At 71.8% G+C, this 16,582-nt stretch carries 12 protein-coding genes; 10 read left to right on the top strand and 2 right to left on the bottom strand.

Annotation, left to right across the window (positions count from 1 at the left end; translation table 11 throughout):
• The first annotated feature begins 161 nt into the window (after window positions 1-161).
• The 7 genes from ACFYZL_RS18235 to galE all read left to right on the top strand — a co-directional run bounded on the left by ACFYZL_RS18235 (window position 162) and on the right by galE (window position 9,636).
• Complete coding sequence (locus ACFYZL_RS18235) at window positions 162-4,187, top strand: ribonuclease E/G (RefSeq protein ID WP_388679979.1); 4,026 nt, start codon at window positions 162-164, stop codon at window positions 4,185-4,187.
• Window positions 4,188-4,300: 113 nt separating this feature from the next.
• Entirely contained in the window at window positions 4,301-4,465 is a 165-nt protein-coding gene (locus ACFYZL_RS18230) for a hypothetical protein (protein ID WP_388679976.1), read from the top strand.
• A 182-nt stretch (window positions 4,466-4,647) separates the two neighbouring features.
• Window positions 4,648-4,968 (top strand): 50S ribosomal protein L21, encoded by a 321-nt coding sequence (gene rplU, locus ACFYZL_RS18225; RefSeq protein WP_015033583.1) that lies wholly within the window; start codon window positions 4,648-4,650, stop codon window positions 4,966-4,968.
• Window positions 4,969-4,981: 13 nt separating this feature from the next.
• Complete coding sequence (gene rpmA / locus ACFYZL_RS18220; protein WP_030840805.1) at window positions 4,982-5,236, top strand: 50S ribosomal protein L27; 255 nt, start codon at window positions 4,982-4,984, stop codon at window positions 5,234-5,236.
• Window positions 5,237-5,432: 196 nt separating this feature from the next.
• A complete protein-coding gene (obgE, locus tag ACFYZL_RS18215; protein WP_384754974.1) occupies window positions 5,433-6,878 on the top strand; it encodes a GTPase ObgE in 1,446 nt (481 codons plus the stop codon).
• A gap of 78 nt (window positions 6,879-6,956) precedes the next feature.
• Window positions 6,957-8,573, top strand: a complete 1,617-nt coding sequence (locus ACFYZL_RS18210; RefSeq protein ID WP_388679972.1) for a glycosyltransferase family 2 protein — start codon at window positions 6,957-6,959, stop codon at window positions 8,571-8,573.
• A 37-nt stretch (window positions 8,574-8,610) separates the two neighbouring features.
• On the top strand, window positions 8,611-9,636 hold the full coding sequence (gene galE, locus ACFYZL_RS18205) for a UDP-glucose 4-epimerase GalE (protein WP_384754980.1): 1,026 nt from the start codon (window positions 8,611-8,613) through the stop codon (window positions 9,634-9,636).
• A gap of 81 nt (window positions 9,637-9,717) precedes the next feature.
• Here the strand turns inward: galE and ACFYZL_RS18200 are convergent, their stop codons facing one another.
• Together ACFYZL_RS18200 and ACFYZL_RS18195 are read right to left on the bottom strand one after the other, a co-directional pair.
• A complete protein-coding gene (locus tag ACFYZL_RS18200; RefSeq protein ID WP_384754983.1) occupies window positions 9,718-10,866 on the bottom strand; it encodes a glycosyltransferase in 1,149 nt (382 codons plus the stop codon).
• Complete coding sequence (locus tag ACFYZL_RS18195) at window positions 10,863-13,742, bottom strand: CDP-glycerol glycerophosphotransferase family protein (protein WP_384754986.1); 2,880 nt, start codon at window positions 13,740-13,742, stop codon at window positions 10,863-10,865. Before ACFYZL_RS18195 ends, ACFYZL_RS18200 begins: the two co-directional genes overlap by 4 nt.
• A 200-nt stretch (window positions 13,743-13,942) precedes the next feature.
• Here ACFYZL_RS18195 and ACFYZL_RS18190 point away from each other — a divergent pair, with 200 nt between their 5' ends.
• The 3 genes from ACFYZL_RS18190 to proB all read left to right on the top strand — a co-directional run bounded on the left by ACFYZL_RS18190 (window position 13,943) and on the right by proB (window position 16,577).
• Entirely contained in the window at window positions 13,943-14,947 is a 1,005-nt protein-coding gene (locus ACFYZL_RS18190; protein WP_388679968.1) for a glycosyltransferase family 2 protein, read from the top strand.
• Window positions 14,944-15,372, top strand: a complete 429-nt coding sequence (locus ACFYZL_RS18185; RefSeq protein ID WP_384754992.1) for a GtrA family protein — start codon at window positions 14,944-14,946, stop codon at window positions 15,370-15,372. Before ACFYZL_RS18190 ends, ACFYZL_RS18185 begins: the two co-directional genes overlap by 4 nt.
• A gap of 77 nt (window positions 15,373-15,449) precedes the next feature.
• Window positions 15,450-16,577, top strand: a complete 1,128-nt coding sequence (proB, locus tag ACFYZL_RS18180) for a glutamate 5-kinase (RefSeq protein WP_384588496.1) — start codon at window positions 15,450-15,452, stop codon at window positions 16,575-16,577.
• Window positions 16,578-16,582: the final 5 nt, after the last annotated feature.

The raw sequence follows: 16,582 nt of genomic DNA, 5'->3' as shown, positions 1-16,582 counted from the left end.
CGCCAGGCCGTACGGAGAACACGTACGGAACCGGCGGCCATGAACTGAGCTCCCGTGTGGCGAACGCGCCCCGGAGGCCGGCTCCGCGCACGTCGCGCGGGGCCGTGCCGGACCGGATGTCAGCCGCGGCGCCCGGGAGCGTGACGGGAGAACCGCCCGCAATGCTCAACAACGAAAACGACACCACCAACAACAGCCCGAGCGACAACCTGCCCCCGCGCAGGCGTCGTCGCGCCGCGTCCCGGCCCGCCGGTCCGCCCGGTGGCGCCGCCGCCGAGACGACCCCGGTGACCGAGGCCGCTCCGGCCGCCGCCGCCCCCGAGGCCGCCGCGGACGCCGCCCCCGCCCGTCCCCGCCGCCGCGCGACCCGCGCCGTTGCCGCGCCGGTCACCGAGGCCGCGCCGATCGTGGTGGAGGCTCCGGCCGCCGCTCCGACCGCCCCCGCCGCTGAGGTCGCCGAGGAGCCCGCCGCTGCCGCGCCGCGCACCCGCCGTCGTGCCACCCGCGCCGCCACCGCGCCCGAGGCCCCGGCCGCGCCCGCCGCCGAGGCCGCGCCCGTGGTCGAGGAGGAGGCTCCGGCCGCTCCCGCCCCCCGCGCCCGCCGCCGTGCCACCCGCGCCGTGACCGCGCCGGCCGCCGAGGCCGCCCCGGTCGTGGAGACCGCCGCCGTCGTGGAGGAGCCGGCCGCCGTCGTCGCCGAGGAGCCCGCCGCTGCCGCGCCGCGCACCCGCCGCCGTGCCACCCGCGCCGTGACCGCCCCGGCCATCGAGGTCGCGCCGGCCGCCGAGGTCGAGGAGCCCGCCGTCGAGGAGGCCCCGGCCGCCGTCGTCGCCGAGGAGCCCGCCGCTCCGGCCCCGCGCACCCGCCGCCGTGCCACCCGCGCCGCCACCGCGCCCGAGGCCCCGGCGGCGCCCGCCGCCGAGGTCGCGCCCGTCGCCGAGGTCGCCGCCGTGGAGGAGGCCCCGAAGGCCGCCGCCCGGACCTTCACCGTCGCCGACGCGCTGGATTCCCCGAAGCGCGGCGGCCGTCGTCGCGCCACCCGCTCCACCACCGCGGCCGCCCCCGCGCAGCCCGCCGCCCAGCCCGCCGAGAGCGCCGAGCCGGCCGCCCCGGCCCGGGCGTCCCGCCGTGCCGCGCGTCCCGCCGTGGCCACCTTCCAGGCCCCGGTCTTCGCCGAGCCGATGTTCCAGACGCCGGAGACCGCCGCCATGGCCGCGGCCGCCGCGCGTGCCGCCGCCCCGGCCGAGGAGGTCGAGGAGGAGGAGCTCGAGGCCGAGGCCGTCGCCGCCGAGGCCCCCGCCGCCCCGCAGCCGGCCGGCCGTCGCCGCCGCCGCGGCCGTGGCGCCGCCGAGGCCGCGCCCGTCGCCGAGACCGGCCCGGTCTCCGTGGCCGACGTGCTCGCGGAGGAGGAGCCCGAGGCGGAGCTGGAGGAAGAGGCCGCCGAGTTCGACGAGGGTGACGAGTCGGGCGAGCGCCCGTCGCGCCGTCGCCGTCGTGGTGGCCGTCGCCGCCGCCGCGGTGAGGCCGCGGAGCTCGACGAGACCGCCGAGGAAGAGGCCGAGACCGAGGCCGGCGAGGAAGCCGAGACCGAGGAGGAGGCCGCCGAGTTCGACGAGGCCGACGAGGGCGCTCTCGGTTCCAGCTCCAGCCGTCGCCGTCGTCGCCGTCGCCGCCGCAGCGGTGAGCCGGCCGACGTCGCCGGCGAGGCGGCCGACGAGGAGGGCGTGCGCACGGTCGTCAAGGTCCGTGAGCCCCGCCCGGCCCGCAAGGAGGCCGAGCCGTCCGACGAGGTCCAGTCCATCAAGGGCTCGACCCGTCTGGAGGCGAAGAAGCAGCGCCGCCGCGAGGGCCGCGAGCAGGGCCGCCGCCGCGTGCCGATCATCACGGAGGCCGAGTTCCTGGCCCGCCGTGAGGCCGTCGAGCGCGTGATGGTCGTCCGCCAGTCCGGCGAGCGCACCCAGATCGGCGTCCTCGAGGACAACGTGCTCGTCGAGCACTACGTCAACAAGGAAGAGGCCACCTCGTACGTCGGCAACGTCTACCTGGGCAAGGTCCAGAACGTGCTGCCGTCCATGGAGGCCGCCTTCATCGACATCGGCAAGGGCCGCAACGCCGTCCTGTACGCCGGTGAGGTCAACTTCGAGGCGCTCGGCATGGCCAACGGGCCGCGCCGCATCGAGTCCGCCCTGAAGTCCGGCCAGTCGGTCCTGGTGCAGGTCACCAAGGACCCGATCGGCCACAAGGGTGCCCGCCTGACCTCGCAGGTCTCGCTGCCCGGTCGCTACCTGGTCTACGTGCCCGAGGGCTCGATGACCGGTATCAGCCGCAAGCTGCCCGACACCGAGCGCGCGCGCCTGAAGACCATCCTCAAGAAGATCGTCCCCGAGGACGCGGGCGTCATCGTGCGCACCGCCGCCGAGGGTGCGAGCGAGGACGAGCTGCGCCGCGACGTCGAGCGTCTGCAGGCCCAGTGGGAGGACATCCAGAAGAAGTCGAAGCAGATCTCGACCTCTTCGCCGAGCCTCCTGTACGGCGAGCCGGACATGACCGTCCGCGTCGTGCGCGACATCTTCAACGAGGACTTCTCGAAGGTCATCGTCAGTGGTGACGGCGCCTGGGAGACCATCCACGGTTACGTCTCGCACGTGGCCCCGGACCTGGCCGACCGGCTGTCGCGCTGGACCTCCGAGGTGGACGTCTTCGCGACGTACCGGATCGACGAGCAGCTCGCCAAGGCGCTCGACCGCAAGGTGTGGCTGCCCTCGGGCGGTTCCCTCGTGATCGACAAGACCGAGGCGATGATCGTCATCGACGTCAACACCGGCAAGTTCACCGGTCAGGGCGGCAACCTCGAAGAGACGGTCACCAGGAACAACCTGGAGGCGGCCGAGGAGATCGTGCGTCAGCTGCGGCTGCGCGACCTCGGCGGCATCGTCGTCATCGACTTCATCGACATGGTCCTGGAGTCCAACCGCGACCTGGTCCTGCGGCGCATGCTGGAGTGCCTGGGCCGTGACCGTACGAAGCACCAGGTCGCCGAGGTGACCTCGCTGGGCCTGGTCCAGATGACCCGCAAGCGGGTGGGCCAGGGCCTGCTGGAGTCCTTCTCCGAGACCTGCGTCCACTGCAACGGCCGCGGTGTGATCGTGCACATGGAGAGCCCGACCTCGATCGGCGGCGGTGGCAACGGCGGCAAGCGCGCCAAGCGTCGCGGCGGCCGGGCGGAGTCCGACCACCACGAGCACGAGCACGAGGCCGTCGAGGCGGAGGTCTTCGAGACCGAGGCCGAGGTGGCCGCGGAGATCGCGGCGCCGGTGGCGCTGCCCGAGCCGGAGTTCGTCGCGGGCGAGGAACTGTACGGCAGCCCGGCGGAGGCCGAGGCCGCCGCGGGTCTGAGCGGTCGTCGCAACCGGCGCCGTGCCACCCGCAAGGCGACCGCTCCGGCGGGTGCCCCGCGCGGTGCGGCCGCCCAGCCCCCGGCCCCCGTGGTCGAGGCCGAGCCGGTGATCGAGCCCGCCGACACGGTGCCGGCGCCGGCCGCCGAGGTCGTCGCGCAGGTCGAGGCCCCGGCCGAGGTCGTCGCGGAGCCGGTGGTGGAGGAGGCCCCCAAGGGTCGGACCCGTCGCCGTGCGACCCGTAAGGCCACCGCCCCGGCGGGTGCCCCGGCGCCCGTGGCCGAGGTGGCCCCGGAGCCCGAGCCCGAGCCGGAGCCGGTCGTCGAGGCCGCCGTCGAGCCCGAGCCGGTCGTCGAGCCCGTGGTCGAGCCCGTGGTCGAAGCCGAGCCCGTGGTCGAGGCCCCCGTGGCCGAGGCCGCGCCGGCCCGTCCGCGCCGGCGTGCCACCCGCAAGGCCACCGCACCCGCCGGCTCCCCGGCGGGCACGTCCGAGGCCGCCGTGGTGGTCGTCGAGGCCCCGGTGACCGAGGCCCCGGTGACCGAGGCGCAGCCGGAGCCGGAGGCCCCCGTCGAGGAGGCCGCCCCGGCGAAGAAGGCCGCCAAGAAGGCTCCGGCCAAGAAGGCGACCGCGGCGAAGAAGGCCACCACCGCCAAGAAGGCGACGGCGGCCAAGAAGACCGTGGCCAAGAAGGCGGCCACGACCAAGAAGACCGTGGCGAAGCGGGCGACGAAGAAGACCGCGGCGGCGGAGCAGCAGACGCCGCCGTCCGTCTCGGCTCCGACCGAAGGCTGATCTGCGGTCACCGCTCCATCCGGCCCCGCCCGGCACCGACAGGTGCCGGGCGGGGCCGTTTCGGTGCACCTACGCGTTGCGGTGCACCTACGTCCACAGCGGCGCCTTCAACCGTGGTCACCGAGCGAACCGACTCCCACGACCGGATCGGCGACGTCAAGTCCAGCGCGGACACGGCCGGTTCGGGCACGAGCCGGATGGCGGAGCCCTGGACACCGTCAGACCACGAGGACGGCGGCCGCGCCTCCGGCACGGACGGCGGCCAGGCCCCGGTTTGACCCCGTCAAGGCAGGGCCCGTAGTCTTGACCGTCGGCGTGTCCTAGACGTGCCGCGCTCCTGAGCACCTTCCTCCAGGCTCTGCCCGGAGAGGCCGCTCGTCCATTCCGGATCAGTTCGGGCCCCGGCCCGCCTGAGCGGCTGGCTTCAGGAGCATCCGTCCCGAGTGAGAGAGAGATCCGCGTGTACGCCATCGTGCGCAGCGGTGGTCGCCAGCACAAGGTTGCTGTCGGCGACATCGTTGAGGTTGACAAGATTTCCACTGCCAAGGTTGGCGACACGGTCGAGCTCTCGACCCTGCTCGTTGTCGACGGCGACGCCGTGACCAGCGACCCGTGGGTCCTGGCCGGCATCAAGGTCACGGCCGAGGTCGTGGACCACCACAAGGGCGCCAAGATCGACATCCTGCGCTACAAGAACAAGACCGGCTACCGCCGTCGCCAGGGTCACCGCCAGCAGTACACGGCGATCAAGGTCACCGGTATCCCCGCGGCTGCGAAGTAAGAGGGACTGAGACATGGCACACAAGAAGGGCGCATCGTCCACCCGGAACGGGCGCGACTCCAATGCCCAGCGGCTCGGCGTGAAGCGCTTCGGCGGTCAGGTCGTTTCCGCCGGCGAGATCCTCGTCCGCCAGCGCGGCACCCACTTCCACCCGGGTTCGGGTGTCGGTCGTGGTGGCGACGACACGCTGTTCGCGCTGCAGGCCGGTTCGGTCCAGTTCGGCACGCACCGTGGCCGCAAGGTCGTGAACATCGTTCCGGCCGCCTGATCCAGCTTCTGCTGATCAAGCGTTCGTAACTTCCCGAGGGCGGATCTCAGCTCTTCCCGGCGTCAGCCGGGAAGAGAGGTCCGCCCTCGGCGCGTTGTCACAGAGACACGCCCTGCCCCACCGGGCACGTTTAATGGGCAGCAAGGTCTGCCACCGGACATTCCGGACCATCCCCGCTGTATCTGGAGGAACAACCATGACCACCTTCGTGGACCGCGTCGAGCTGCACGTCGCCGCGGGTAACGGAGGCCACGGCTGCGCCTCCGTTCACCGGGAGAAGTTCAAGCCGCTCGGCGGCCCCGACGGCGGCAACGGCGGCCGTGGCGGTGACGTGATCCTGGTGGTGGAGCAGGCGATCACCACCCTGCTGGACTACCACCACAGCCCGCACCGCAAGGCCACCAACGGCAAGCCCGGCGAGGGCGGCAACCGCTCCGGCAAGGACGGCCAGGACCTGATCCTGCCCGTGCCGGACGGCACCGTCGTCCTCGACAAGGAGGGCAACGTCCTCGCCGACCTCGTCGGCCAGGGCACCACCTACGTCGCCGCCGAAGGCGGCCGCGGCGGTCTCGGCAACGCCGCGCTCGCCTCCGCCCGCCGCAAGGCCCCCGGCTTCGCGCTCCTCGGCGTCCCCGGCACCACCGGCGACATCGTCCTGGAGCTCAAGACCGTCGCCGACGTGGCGCTGGTCGGTTTCCCGAGCGCCGGCAAGTCCTCGCTGATCTCGGTGCTCTCCGCCGCCAAGCCGAAGATCGCGGACTACCCGTTCACGACGCTGGTCCCGAACCTGGGCGTCGTCACCGCCGGCTCGACGGTCTACACGATCGCCGACGTCCCCGGCCTGATCCCCGGCGCCAGCCAGGGCAAGGGCCTCGGCCTGGAGTTCCTGCGCCACGTCGAGCGCTGCTCCGTGCTGGTGCACGTCCTGGACACCGCCACCCTGGAGTCCGACCGCGACCCGGTTGCCGACCTCGACGTCATCGAGGAAGAGCTCAAGATCTACGGCGGCGGCCTGGAGAAGCGCCCCCGCCTGGTGGTCCTCAACAAGGTCGACATCCCGGACGGCCAGGACCTCGCCGAGATGGTCCGCCCGGACCTGGAGGCCCGCGGCTACAAGGTCTTCGAGGTCTCCGCGGTCGCCCGCACCGGCCTGAAGGAGCTCTCCTACTTCCTCGCCGAGGTCGTCGCCAAGGCCCGCGCCCGCAAGCCCAAGCAGGAGGCGACCCGTATCGTCATCCGCCCGAAGGCCGTGGACGACGCCGGCTTCACCGTCACCTACGACGAGGTCGAGGACGTGTACGTGGTGCGCGGCGAGAAGCCGGAGCGCTGGGTCCGCCAGACCGACTTCAACAACGACGAGGCCGTCGGTTACCTCGCCGACCGCCTCAACCGCCTCGGTGTCGAGGACGCGCTGAGGAAGGCCGGCGCCCGCGCCGGCGACGGCGTGGCCATCGGCTCCGACGACAACGCGGTCGTCTTCGACTGGGAGCCGACCATGATGGCCGGCGCCGAGATGCTGGGCCGCCGCGGCGAGGACCACCGCATGGAGGCTCCGCGCCCGGCCACGCAGCGCCGCAAGGAGAAGGAAGCGAGGCGCGGGGACGCGGCGCAGCAGGAATACGACGAGTTCAGGCCGTTCTGAGTCTGATCGTCGCGGGCGCTACCCGGGCGTTGGCCTGCCTTGAGGTCCTGTTTACCCGGGTCGCCTAGGATCCACCGGGTGAGCAGCACGAACCCCCCCTCCGTTTCCGTTGTGGTGATCGCGTACAACGACGCCGGGCTCGTGGGCGAAGCCGTCGAATCGGCTCTCGCCCAGGGCCCGGTGGTCGCCGAGGTCATCGCCGTGAACGACGCTTCGTCCGACGGCACCGCACGGGTGCTGGACGAGCTGGCCGCCCGGCACCCCCGTCTGAAGGTCGTGCACCGCGCGGAGAACAGCGGCGGGTGCGGCACCCCGCGCAACGACGGCATCGCCGCCGCGACCTCCCCGTACGTCCTGTTCCTGGACAGCGACGACGTGCTGCCCGCGGGGGCGGCCGACGCCCTGGTGCGGGCCGCCGAGGAGCACGGCGCCCCGGTCACGGTCGGCGCGTGCGTGCGCCGCGAGCTTCCGCTTCACCACGACGTGCCGTGGATGCCGGGGCTGTACACCGCGGGCGATGTGATCGAACAGCCCGCGGACCGGCCCGATCTGGTCCGCGACACGCTCTGCGTCAACAAGCTGTACGACCGCTCATTCCTGAATGAGCATTCGATCCGCTTTCCCGACGGTCGCTTCGTCTACGAGGACTTCGCCTTCACCGCGCGCGTCCTGGCGGCCGCCCCCCGCGTCGCGGTGATCGACGACCTCGTCTACGTGTGGCACGTGCGCCGCGACGCCGCACAGGTGTCGATCTCCCTCGACCGCAAGGACGTCGGCAACTGGCGCGCCCGCATCGAGGCCCACCGCACCGCCGCCCGCACGCTCGCCGAGGCCTCCCCGGCGCTGGGCCACGCCTGCCACGTCAAGTTCATCGAGTACGACCTGCGCATGTACCTGCGCGAGCTTGGCAAGGACCCCGAGTACCAGGCCGCCTGGTGGACCATGACCCGCGAGTACCTCGACACCTTCGACGAGGCCGCCGTGGAGGCCGCCGCCCCGCACGCGCGATGGATCGTACGCGTGCTGCGCGCCACCGCCACCCCGCCCGCCGACGTCGAGCGGTTGACCCGCTTCGCCGCCGAGCCACCGCGGCTGCTGCCCCCGTACGCGACCGGCCCCGACGGGGCCCCGGTGTGGAGCGAGGAGCTCCCGGTCGAGCTGGACGGCCTGCTCGAACTGCCGACGCCCGCGCTGCCGGTGACCGTCGACGCCGAACCCGCGGGCAACGGCGCCGTGCGGCTGCGGCTGCACGACCTGTACGGGCGGCTGGCCGAGGCCGGCCCGCGGACCGTGCGGCTGCGCTTCCTGCCCCGCGCCGGAGGGGATCCCGTACTGGCCCAGGCCGTGGAGTTGACCCCGGACGAGGACGGCGGCTGGTCGGTGGTGCTTCCGTTCCGCCTCGGCGACCTGGCCGCCACCGGCCGCAGGATGGGCCTGCGCCGACTCCAGGCATGGCACGTCGAAGCGGTCGTGGAGTGCGCGGACGGGAGCTCCCTGAAGACCTCCCTGCGTCCCCGGGGCGGCCTGCTGCGCCGCCGCGCCCTGCCCAGCAGCCGGTACGGTGTTCTGCTGACGCAGCCGTACCGCACGGGTTCGGGCTCGCTCGCCCTGCGCCTCGCGCCCGGCGCCGCGGGCGCGATGTTCCTCGTACGGAACCGGATAGACCGCGCCAGGGCAGCGTGCGCGTCGCACTGAGCACCGCTCACGGAAACGACAGGACGAGGAGCAACACATGACCTTTCTGATCACCGGTGGCGCCGGATACATCGGATCGCACGTCGTCCGCTCGATGGTGCTCGCGGGGCAGAAGGTCGTCGTCTTCGACGACCTCTCCACGGGCAACGAGGACCGTGTGCCGGAGGGCGTCCCGCTGGTGGTCGGCTCGGTCCTGGACCGCCTGGCCGTGGACGCGGTCATCCGCGCGCACAAGATCACCGGCGTGGTGCACCTCGCGGGCAAGAAGCAGGTCGGCGAGTCCGTCGAGAAGCCGCTGTACTACTACCACGAGAACCTGCAGGGCCTCACGGTCCTGCTCCAGTCCGTGGCCGACGCGGGCGTCCGCAACTTCCTCTTCTCCTCCTCCGCCTCCGTCTACGGCATGCCCGACGTGGACCTGGTCACCGAGGACACCCCGTGCCTGCCGCTGAGCCCCTACGGCGAGACGAAGCTGGCCGGCGAGTGGCTGGTGCGCTCCGCGGGCCGGGCGCACGGCATCTCCACCGCCTGCCTGCGCTACTTCAACGTGGCGGGCGCCGCGACCCCCGAGCTCGCCGACACGGGCGTGTTCAACCTGGTCCCGATGGTCTTCGAGCGGTTCGACAAGGGCGAGGGCGCGCTCATCTTCGGCGACGACTACCCGACGCCGGACGGCACCTGCGTCCGCGACTACATCCACGTCGAGGACCTCGCGGAGGCCCACGTGGCGGCGGCCCGCAAGCTCGCCGAGTGGGCCGCGGCCGGGGAGTACAAGGACCTCACCGTCAACATCGGCCGCGGTGAGGGCGTCTCCGTCGCCGAGATGGTCGACCTCCTGAACAAGGGCACCGGACACACCCACGCCCCGGTGATCAGCCCCCGCCGCCCCGGCGACCCGGCGAAGGTCGTGGCCTCGGCCGACAAGATCGCCGACGTGCTGGGCTGGAAGGCCCGGCGCGACGTCGAGGAGATGGTCACCTCCGCCTGGGCGGGCTGGCAGGCCAACAAGGAGGCGGCGAAGGCCGGGCACAAGGACCGCCACAAGGACGTCCACGCGCTCTGACCGGGCCCGACACCCCCTCACACCGAAGCCGCCCGCCCCGGATTCCTCCGGGGCGGGCGGCCTCATGTGTACGGGGCGGTGTCAGCGCTCCAGGAAGGAGAAGAGCTCCTCCCACCGGTCGGTGATCTCGGCGCTGGAGTAGCGCTTCACCGAACGGAACGCCGTGTCCCCGAGGCGGTCGCGGAGCCGGTCGTCGCTCATCAGCGCGTCCAGGTGCCCGGCCAGCTCCATCGTGTTGCCCAGCCGCGCCAGCAGCCCGTCCTCACCGTGCCGGACGATCTCCCGCACACCCGGCGCGCAGTCGAACGCCGCGACCGGCAGACCCGCCGCCATCGCCTCCAGCAGGGTGATCGGGAAGCCCTCGGCCCGCGAGGCCTGCGCGAAGACCGAAGCCCCGCGCAGTGCGCCCAGCACGTCGTCGGTGCTGCCCATCCACTCCACGGACTCGTCCAGCCCCAGCGAGGCGCAGTGCGCGCGCAGCGCCGGCTCCTCCACGCCCGCCCCGTAGATCCGCAAGGTCCAGTCGGGGTGCAGCGGAGCGGCCTCCGCCCAGGCGTCGAGCAGCAGGTCGACGCCCTTCTCGAAGGCCAGGCGACCGACGCAGGCCACGACCTTCCCGGTGCGCGGAGCGGGGGAGTCCGGCATGAAGGGCAGCGGGTTCGGCATGCTGCCCACGTTCTCCATGCCCGACCGGATCCAGAGGTCCGCGTCCTCCGGGGTCAGCACCAGCAGCCGGTCGACCTCCGGGTAGTGCCGGCGCACGCGCGCACCGCGGGTGGACTTCTGGCTGGCCTCGAAGGACTCGTGGCTCATCCCGATGACGGTGAGCCCCTTGGTGTCGGCGAGGGCCACCCACTCCATCGCCCAGACCTGGGTCACGATGACCACGCTGCCGGGGCGGGCCGCCCGGAACAGCTCGCTCAGCCGCTCCGCCTTGACCCGCATCTTCGCCCGCCGGGCCGCCTGCCGGCGCCGCTCGGGCGCGTTCAGCCGACCCTTGATCCCGTGCAGCCTGCGCGCCGCCGGCGGGTGGGCGTCGTACAGGGTGGTCGTCCCGTACGGCAGGTCCTGCGGCAGCTTCTGGCGGATCTCCTCGGCGACCGGGGCGATGCCGACGATGTGGACCTGGTGCCCGCGGTCGGTGAACAGCCGGGCCATCTGGTGCGACCAGGTGGTCACACCGCCGAGCTCGTCGACGCTGTTGGAGACGATGAAGATGTCCCGGCTCACTTGCCGCTCCCGGTGAAGAACTTCTCGACGATCTGGCGTGCGGCGTCCCCACGGTCGTACTCGCCGAACTCGGTCAGGAAACGCTGCCGGGCCTCCGCGAACTTCGCGTCCGCCTCCTCGAAGGCCGACAGCGCCTGCAGGAGCTCGTCCGCCGTGGCCACCACCGGGCCCGGCGCCTTCTCCTTCAGGTCGAAGTAGGTCCCGCGGATGTCGTTGGCGTACTTCTCGTAGTCGTACGCGAAGAACACCATCGGCCGGTCCAGCACGGCGTAGTCGAACATCACGGACGAGTAGTCGGTGATCAGCCCGTCCGCGAGGGCCAGCAGCGGAGTGATGTCGTGGTGCCGGGACACGTCGATGACGCGGCCCTCGACCGACGGCGGCAGCGAGACGCTGTTGAGGTAGTGCGTGCGCACCAGCAGCGTGAAGCGGTCACCGAGACGCTCCGCGAACTCCTCCACGTCGAAGGGGAACACGAAGCCCTCGACCGTGCCGTCGGCCGCCGCCCGGAAGGTCGGCGCGTACAGCAGCACCTTCTTGTCCGGGTCGATGCCGAGCTCGGCCGCCAGCGGCCCGCGCACCCGCTCGCCGCTCTGCGCCTCGCTCAGCTGCGCCTCGACGAGGGCGTCGTTGCGCGGGTAGCCGGTGCGCAGCAGGACCTCGTCGCGCAGCCGGAAGCCCTTGGCGAGGGTGCGGGCGTCGTGCTCGGACCGGATCAGGAAGTGGTCGAAGCGGTCGACGGCCGCCTGGAACTTGGCCTGGCCGGCCTTGCCCTGCGCCTTGGTGCGCGGCTCGTGGAAGCCCATCCGCTTGAGCGCGGAACCGTGCCAGGTCTGGATGTACGTGGTCCCCGCGCGCTTGGTCAGCGCCAGCGGGAAGCCCTGGTTGTCCACCCAGTACTCGGCCTGGGCCAGCGCCCGCAGGTACGCCCAGCTCCAGCGGCGCACCAGGGTGGCCTCCTTGGGGAAGCCGGTGGGCTTGCCGCCCGCGTACGACCAGATCGCCTCGAAGGGCACGCCCTGGCGCACCATCTCCTCGTAGATCGCCTTGGGGCTGTCGCTGTACTGCTTGCCCATGTGGCTCTCGAAGACGACCGTGCCCTTCTTGACGGGCAGCTTCGAGAAGACCTCGTGGTAGACCTTCACCTTCTGCTCGCCGGAGCCGATGTTCCGGCGCACCCGCAGGGCCTTGCGCAGGCCCCGCTTGACCACGTTGGCCGTCTTGCCCTGTATGGCGTTGTCGATCAGCGACCGGGTGCGGACCGCGGCGGCGCTCTCGGCGGTGAGGACGTAGGACAGGTTGCCCTTCTTGGTCACCTCGGGCTCGAAGCGGTCGGAGACCAGCCGCGTCAGTCGCGGCCGCACGCGCAGCCGGGCCGCCTTCTCCAGGTCGACCCCGCCGACCGAGACCCGGGTGGTGATCTTGTGGCCGCCGGCGGTCAGCTTGAGGCGGACGTCCCAGACGGCGTCGATGATGCCGAGGGGACGGACCGTCGAGGCGATGTCGGCGCTGCCGCTCCACTCGATCGTGTCACCGGCGTGGCGCACGGTTGCCACCGGGAAGCCGAAGGAACGCACCCCGATCTGCCGGCGGGCCCGGAACTCGAGGGAGGCCTTCAGCTCCGCGTCCTCCGGGATCCGCCGCAGCGGGTTCACGACGGCGCCGGACAGCGTGACGGTGCCGCGCCCGTCGTCCTCGTACGAGGTGAGGCGGTTGCCCAGCTGGAGGGAGGTGAGCGGGGTGGTGTGGAAGCCCTGCTCGGTGACGTCCAGTATCCGCCGGGCCTCCGCGGCGTCGGCACCGTCCAGGTGATCGGCGCACCAGTAGACGCGGCCGTCGCGCTCCGCCAGGGGGGAGGAGAGCCGGCCCTTGTTGGTCATGGCGTCGGCGGCCGGGAGCAGGTTGTCCCAGTCCTCCTTGCCCAGCAGGTACGCGCAGATCGCCTGGAGGTAGGTGACGTGCTCGTACGCCTCCGGGTCGATGCCCGCCAGGTAGCCGTTGGCGAGGCGGGCGAACTCCTGCCGGTACTCGTCGCTGAGCAGGGGCAGGTCGCGCAGGTGCAGCACCAGGTCGTGCTTGAGGAACTTGGCGTCCTTCGCGGACTTGATGTCCGTGTGGCCCTTCGAGGCGAGCAGCTCGTCGACGCGGCGGTGGATCTCCATCCGGTGGATGAAGTTCGCGATCTCGTGGCGCCGGTTGCTGATCGACTTCGCCGCGGCCTTCTCGATCACGTTCCAGAAGTAGACGTGGTTCGGGATGAGCGTGATGCGGCGGGCGGCCACGTAGGCCTGCGCCGAGAACAGCAGGTCCTCGTAGTGGATCCCGACCGGGAACTCCAGGCCCTGCTCCAGGAGGAACTCGCGCCGGTAGCACTTGTTCGTGGAGAGGGTGTCGTAGACCAGCAGGTCCGGGAAGTCGGTGATCGACTCCAGGGTGCGCGTGCGCGAGTAGATCCAGGGGTACCACTCGGTGGTCTTGCCCCACCGGTTGTCGAGGTGCACGCGGACGCACATGCCCGAGACCAGGTCGGAGCCGGTGCGCTCGGCCGCGTCCAGCATGTTCCGGCAGGCGTTGCGCTCGAGCACGTCGTCGCTGTCCAGGAACATGACGTACTTGCCGGTGGTCTGCTGGATCCCGTGGTTTCGGGGCGCACCGCAGCCGCCGCTGTTCTCCGGCAGCCGGAAGGCGCGCACTCTCCCCGGATGCGCCGCTTCCAGTTCCTGGGCGACCGCGTACGAGCGGTCCTTGCTGCAGTCGTCGACGATCACGACTTCGACCCCGTGCAGGGTCTGGTCCAATACCGACTGGACTGCTGTCGACAGACGCTCTGCGTCGTTGTAGACGATGACGACCACGGAGACGTCGGGCACGTGCACCTCGATCCCTTCGTTTCGTTTCGTTTCGTTCAGCTCATTCCGCTTATCTCGTCAAAGCTACCGTGTGCCGCCCTCCACTCCCGCAGGCCGACCCGACGGCCGGCCGCCGGTCGACCGTCGCCGTGCATACTTCTAAGGAAGAGGTGAGTGGCGGGTCCGGTCGCCCACAATCACCCGTTCGGAGCCAGCAGGAAGTGTCCATGACGAAGCTGTCCGTAGTTGTCCCCTGCTACAACGAAGAAGCCGTGATCGACAGTTTCGACGCGGAGATCCGCAGGGTCCTGGACTCCCTCCCCGTCGAGTACGAGGTCTGCTACGTCGACGACGGCAGCCGCGACGGCACCCTCGACAAGCTCCGGAAGATCGCCGCCGAACACGGCGAGCGGACCCGGTACGTCTCCTTCAGCCGCAACTTCGGCAAGGAGGCCGGCATGCTCGCGGGCCTCCGCGAGACCACCGGCGACGCAGTCGTGATCATGGACGCGGACCTCCAGCACCCGCCGGAGCTCATCGCGACCATGCTCGAATACCACCGGCAGGGCCACGACCAGATCATCGCCCGCCGCACCCGCGAGGGCGACAAGAAGGTCCGCAGCGCGCTGAGCCGCCTCTACTACCGGGGCGTGAACCGCTGGGTCGACGTCGAGCTCACCGACGGCGTCGGCGATTTCCGCATGCTGTCGCGCCCGGCCGTGGACGCCCTGCTGTCGCTGCCGGAGTACAACCGCTTCTCCAAGGGCCTCTTCTCCTGGATCGGCTTCGACACCGTCCACTTCGACTACCGCAACGCCCAGCGCGAGGCCGGCGAGACCAAGTGGAAGTTCGGCGCCCTGCTGAACTACGCCATGGACGGCCTGATCTCCTTCAACAACCGGCCGCTGCGCGTCGGGATCTGGCTCGGCGTCTCGCTCGTCGCGCTGACCTGCCTGTACGCGTTGTGGATCACGGTCATGGCGATCACCAACGGGGTCGAGTCGCCGGGCTACGTCACCCTCGTCGCCATAATCACGGGCCTGGGCGGCGTACAGATGATCATGCTGGGTCTGATCGGCGAGTACATCGGACGCATCTACTACGAGACCAAGCGGCGGCCGCACTTCCTCGTGAAGGAGTCCCACGGGGTGGACGCGCTCGGCCGCCCCGCCACCGCCGTGGCGCGGCCGACGGCCGTCGAGCCGACGATCGTGGAGCGCAGCTCCCGATGAGCAGACGAGAAAAGCTGGGCCAGGTCTTTCGCTTCGCGCTGGTCGGCGGGGTCAACACCGGCACCTTCTTCGGGCTCTACCTGCTGCTGCACCCGTGGATGCCGTACTTCGCCGCCTACTCCCTCGCCTTCGTACTGGCGATGGTCGGCTCCTTCTTCATGAACACGTACTTCACGTACCGGACCCGGCCGACGTGGAAGAAGTTCCTCCTCTTCCCGCTGACGAACGTCACGAACTACGTGATCCAGTCGGTCGGCCTCTACGCCCTGGTGGCCTGGGCCGGGATGGACACCCGCATCGCCCCGCTGGTCGCGGCGGTCGTGGCCATCCCGTTCACCTTCGTCATCTCCCGCAAGATCCTCATCCCGGGGGCCGCCGGACGGGCCGACGAACGGGAGCCGGTCGGGAGCTCGTCCACGGTCTGAAACCGCTGAGCGGCGGCCCGGTGCGACCCCGTAGATTGAGACGGCAGGCATTCCGGCAAGGGGCAAGGGGACAAGACGTGTCAGCGGCTAGGCAAGGTGTCGTGGACGCCCGCAGGATCGTGGTCAAGGTCGGCTCCTCCTCCCTGACCACGGCGGCCGGCGGACTCGACGCCGACCGGGTGGACGCGCTGGTCGACGTCCTGGCCAAGTCCCGCAGCGGCGGCGAGAAGGAGATCGTCCTGGTCTCGTCCGGCGCCATCGCCGCCGGACTCTCCCCGCTCGGCCTGGCCCGCCGCCCCAAGGACCTGGCCCGCCAGCAGGCCGCCGCCAGCGTCGGCCAGGGCCTGCTCGTCGCCCGCTACACCGCCTCCTTCGCCCGCTACGGCGTCCGCGTCGGCCAGGTGCTGCTCACCACCGACGACACCAGCCGCCGCGCCCACTACCGCAACGCCTACCGCACCCTCGACCAGCTCCTCGCGATGGGCGCCCTGCCCGTCGTCAACGAGAACGACACCGTGGCCACGGACGAGATCCGCTTCGGCGACAACGACCGGCTGGCCGCCCTCGTCGCCCACCTCGTCCGCGCGGACCTCCTCGTCCTGCTCTCGGACGTCGACGGCCTCTACGACGGAGACCCGTCCCTGCCCGGCACCACCCGCATCGACGAGGTCCGCGGGCCCGAGGACATCGCGCACGTCTCCATCGGCAGCGCCGGAAAGGCGGGCGTCGGCACCGGCGGCATGGTCACCAAGGTCGAGGCCGCACGGATCGCCGCCGCGGCGGGCATCCCCGTCGTCCTCACCTCCGCCAGCCAGGCCGCCGACGCCCTGGCCGGGCGGGCGACCGGCACCCACTTCCACGCCACCGGACGGCGCTCCGCGGACCGGCTGCTGTGGCTCCAGCACGCCTCGACCCCCCAGGGCCACCTCGTCCTCGACGAAGGCGCGGTCCGCGCGGTCACCGAACGCGGCAGCTCGCTGCTGCCCGCCGGCATCGCCGCCGTCGAGGGCGACTTCGCTGCCGGCGACCCGGTCGAACTGCGCTCCGCCGACGGCCGGCCGATCGCCCGGGGCCTGGTCAACTTCGACGCCAAGGAACTCCCGCAGCTCCTCGGCCGCTCCACCCGCGAGCTCGCGGCGGAACTCGGACCCGAGTACGAACGGGAGGTCGTCCACCGGGACGATCTGGTCCTGCTGCAGGGCTGAGCTTC

This window comes from Streptomyces sp. NPDC001717 (assembly GCF_042892775.1).
Lineage (GTDB): Bacteria > Actinomycetota > Actinomycetes > Streptomycetales > Streptomycetaceae > Streptomyces.
This window is presented reverse-complemented; position numbering and strand designations above follow the sequence as displayed.

Coding starts and splice junctions, on each gene's coding strand:
- obgE (WP_384754974.1), top strand. CDS start 5,433: ATGACCACCTTCGTGGACCGCGTCGAGCTGCACGTCGCCGCGGGTAAC.
- rpmA (WP_030840805.1), top strand. CDS start 4,982: ATGGCACACAAGAAGGGCGCATCGTCCACCCGGAACGGGCGCGACTCC.
- galE (WP_384754980.1), top strand. CDS start 8,611: ATGACCTTTCTGATCACCGGTGGCGCCGGATACATCGGATCGCACGTC.
- ACFYZL_RS18235 (WP_388679979.1), top strand. CDS start 162: ATGCTCAACAACGAAAACGACACCACCAACAACAGCCCGAGCGACAAC.
- ACFYZL_RS18185 (WP_384754992.1), top strand. CDS start 14,944: ATGAGCAGACGAGAAAAGCTGGGCCAGGTCTTTCGCTTCGCGCTGGTC.
- ACFYZL_RS18190 (WP_388679968.1), top strand. CDS start 13,943: ATGACGAAGCTGTCCGTAGTTGTCCCCTGCTACAACGAAGAAGCCGTG.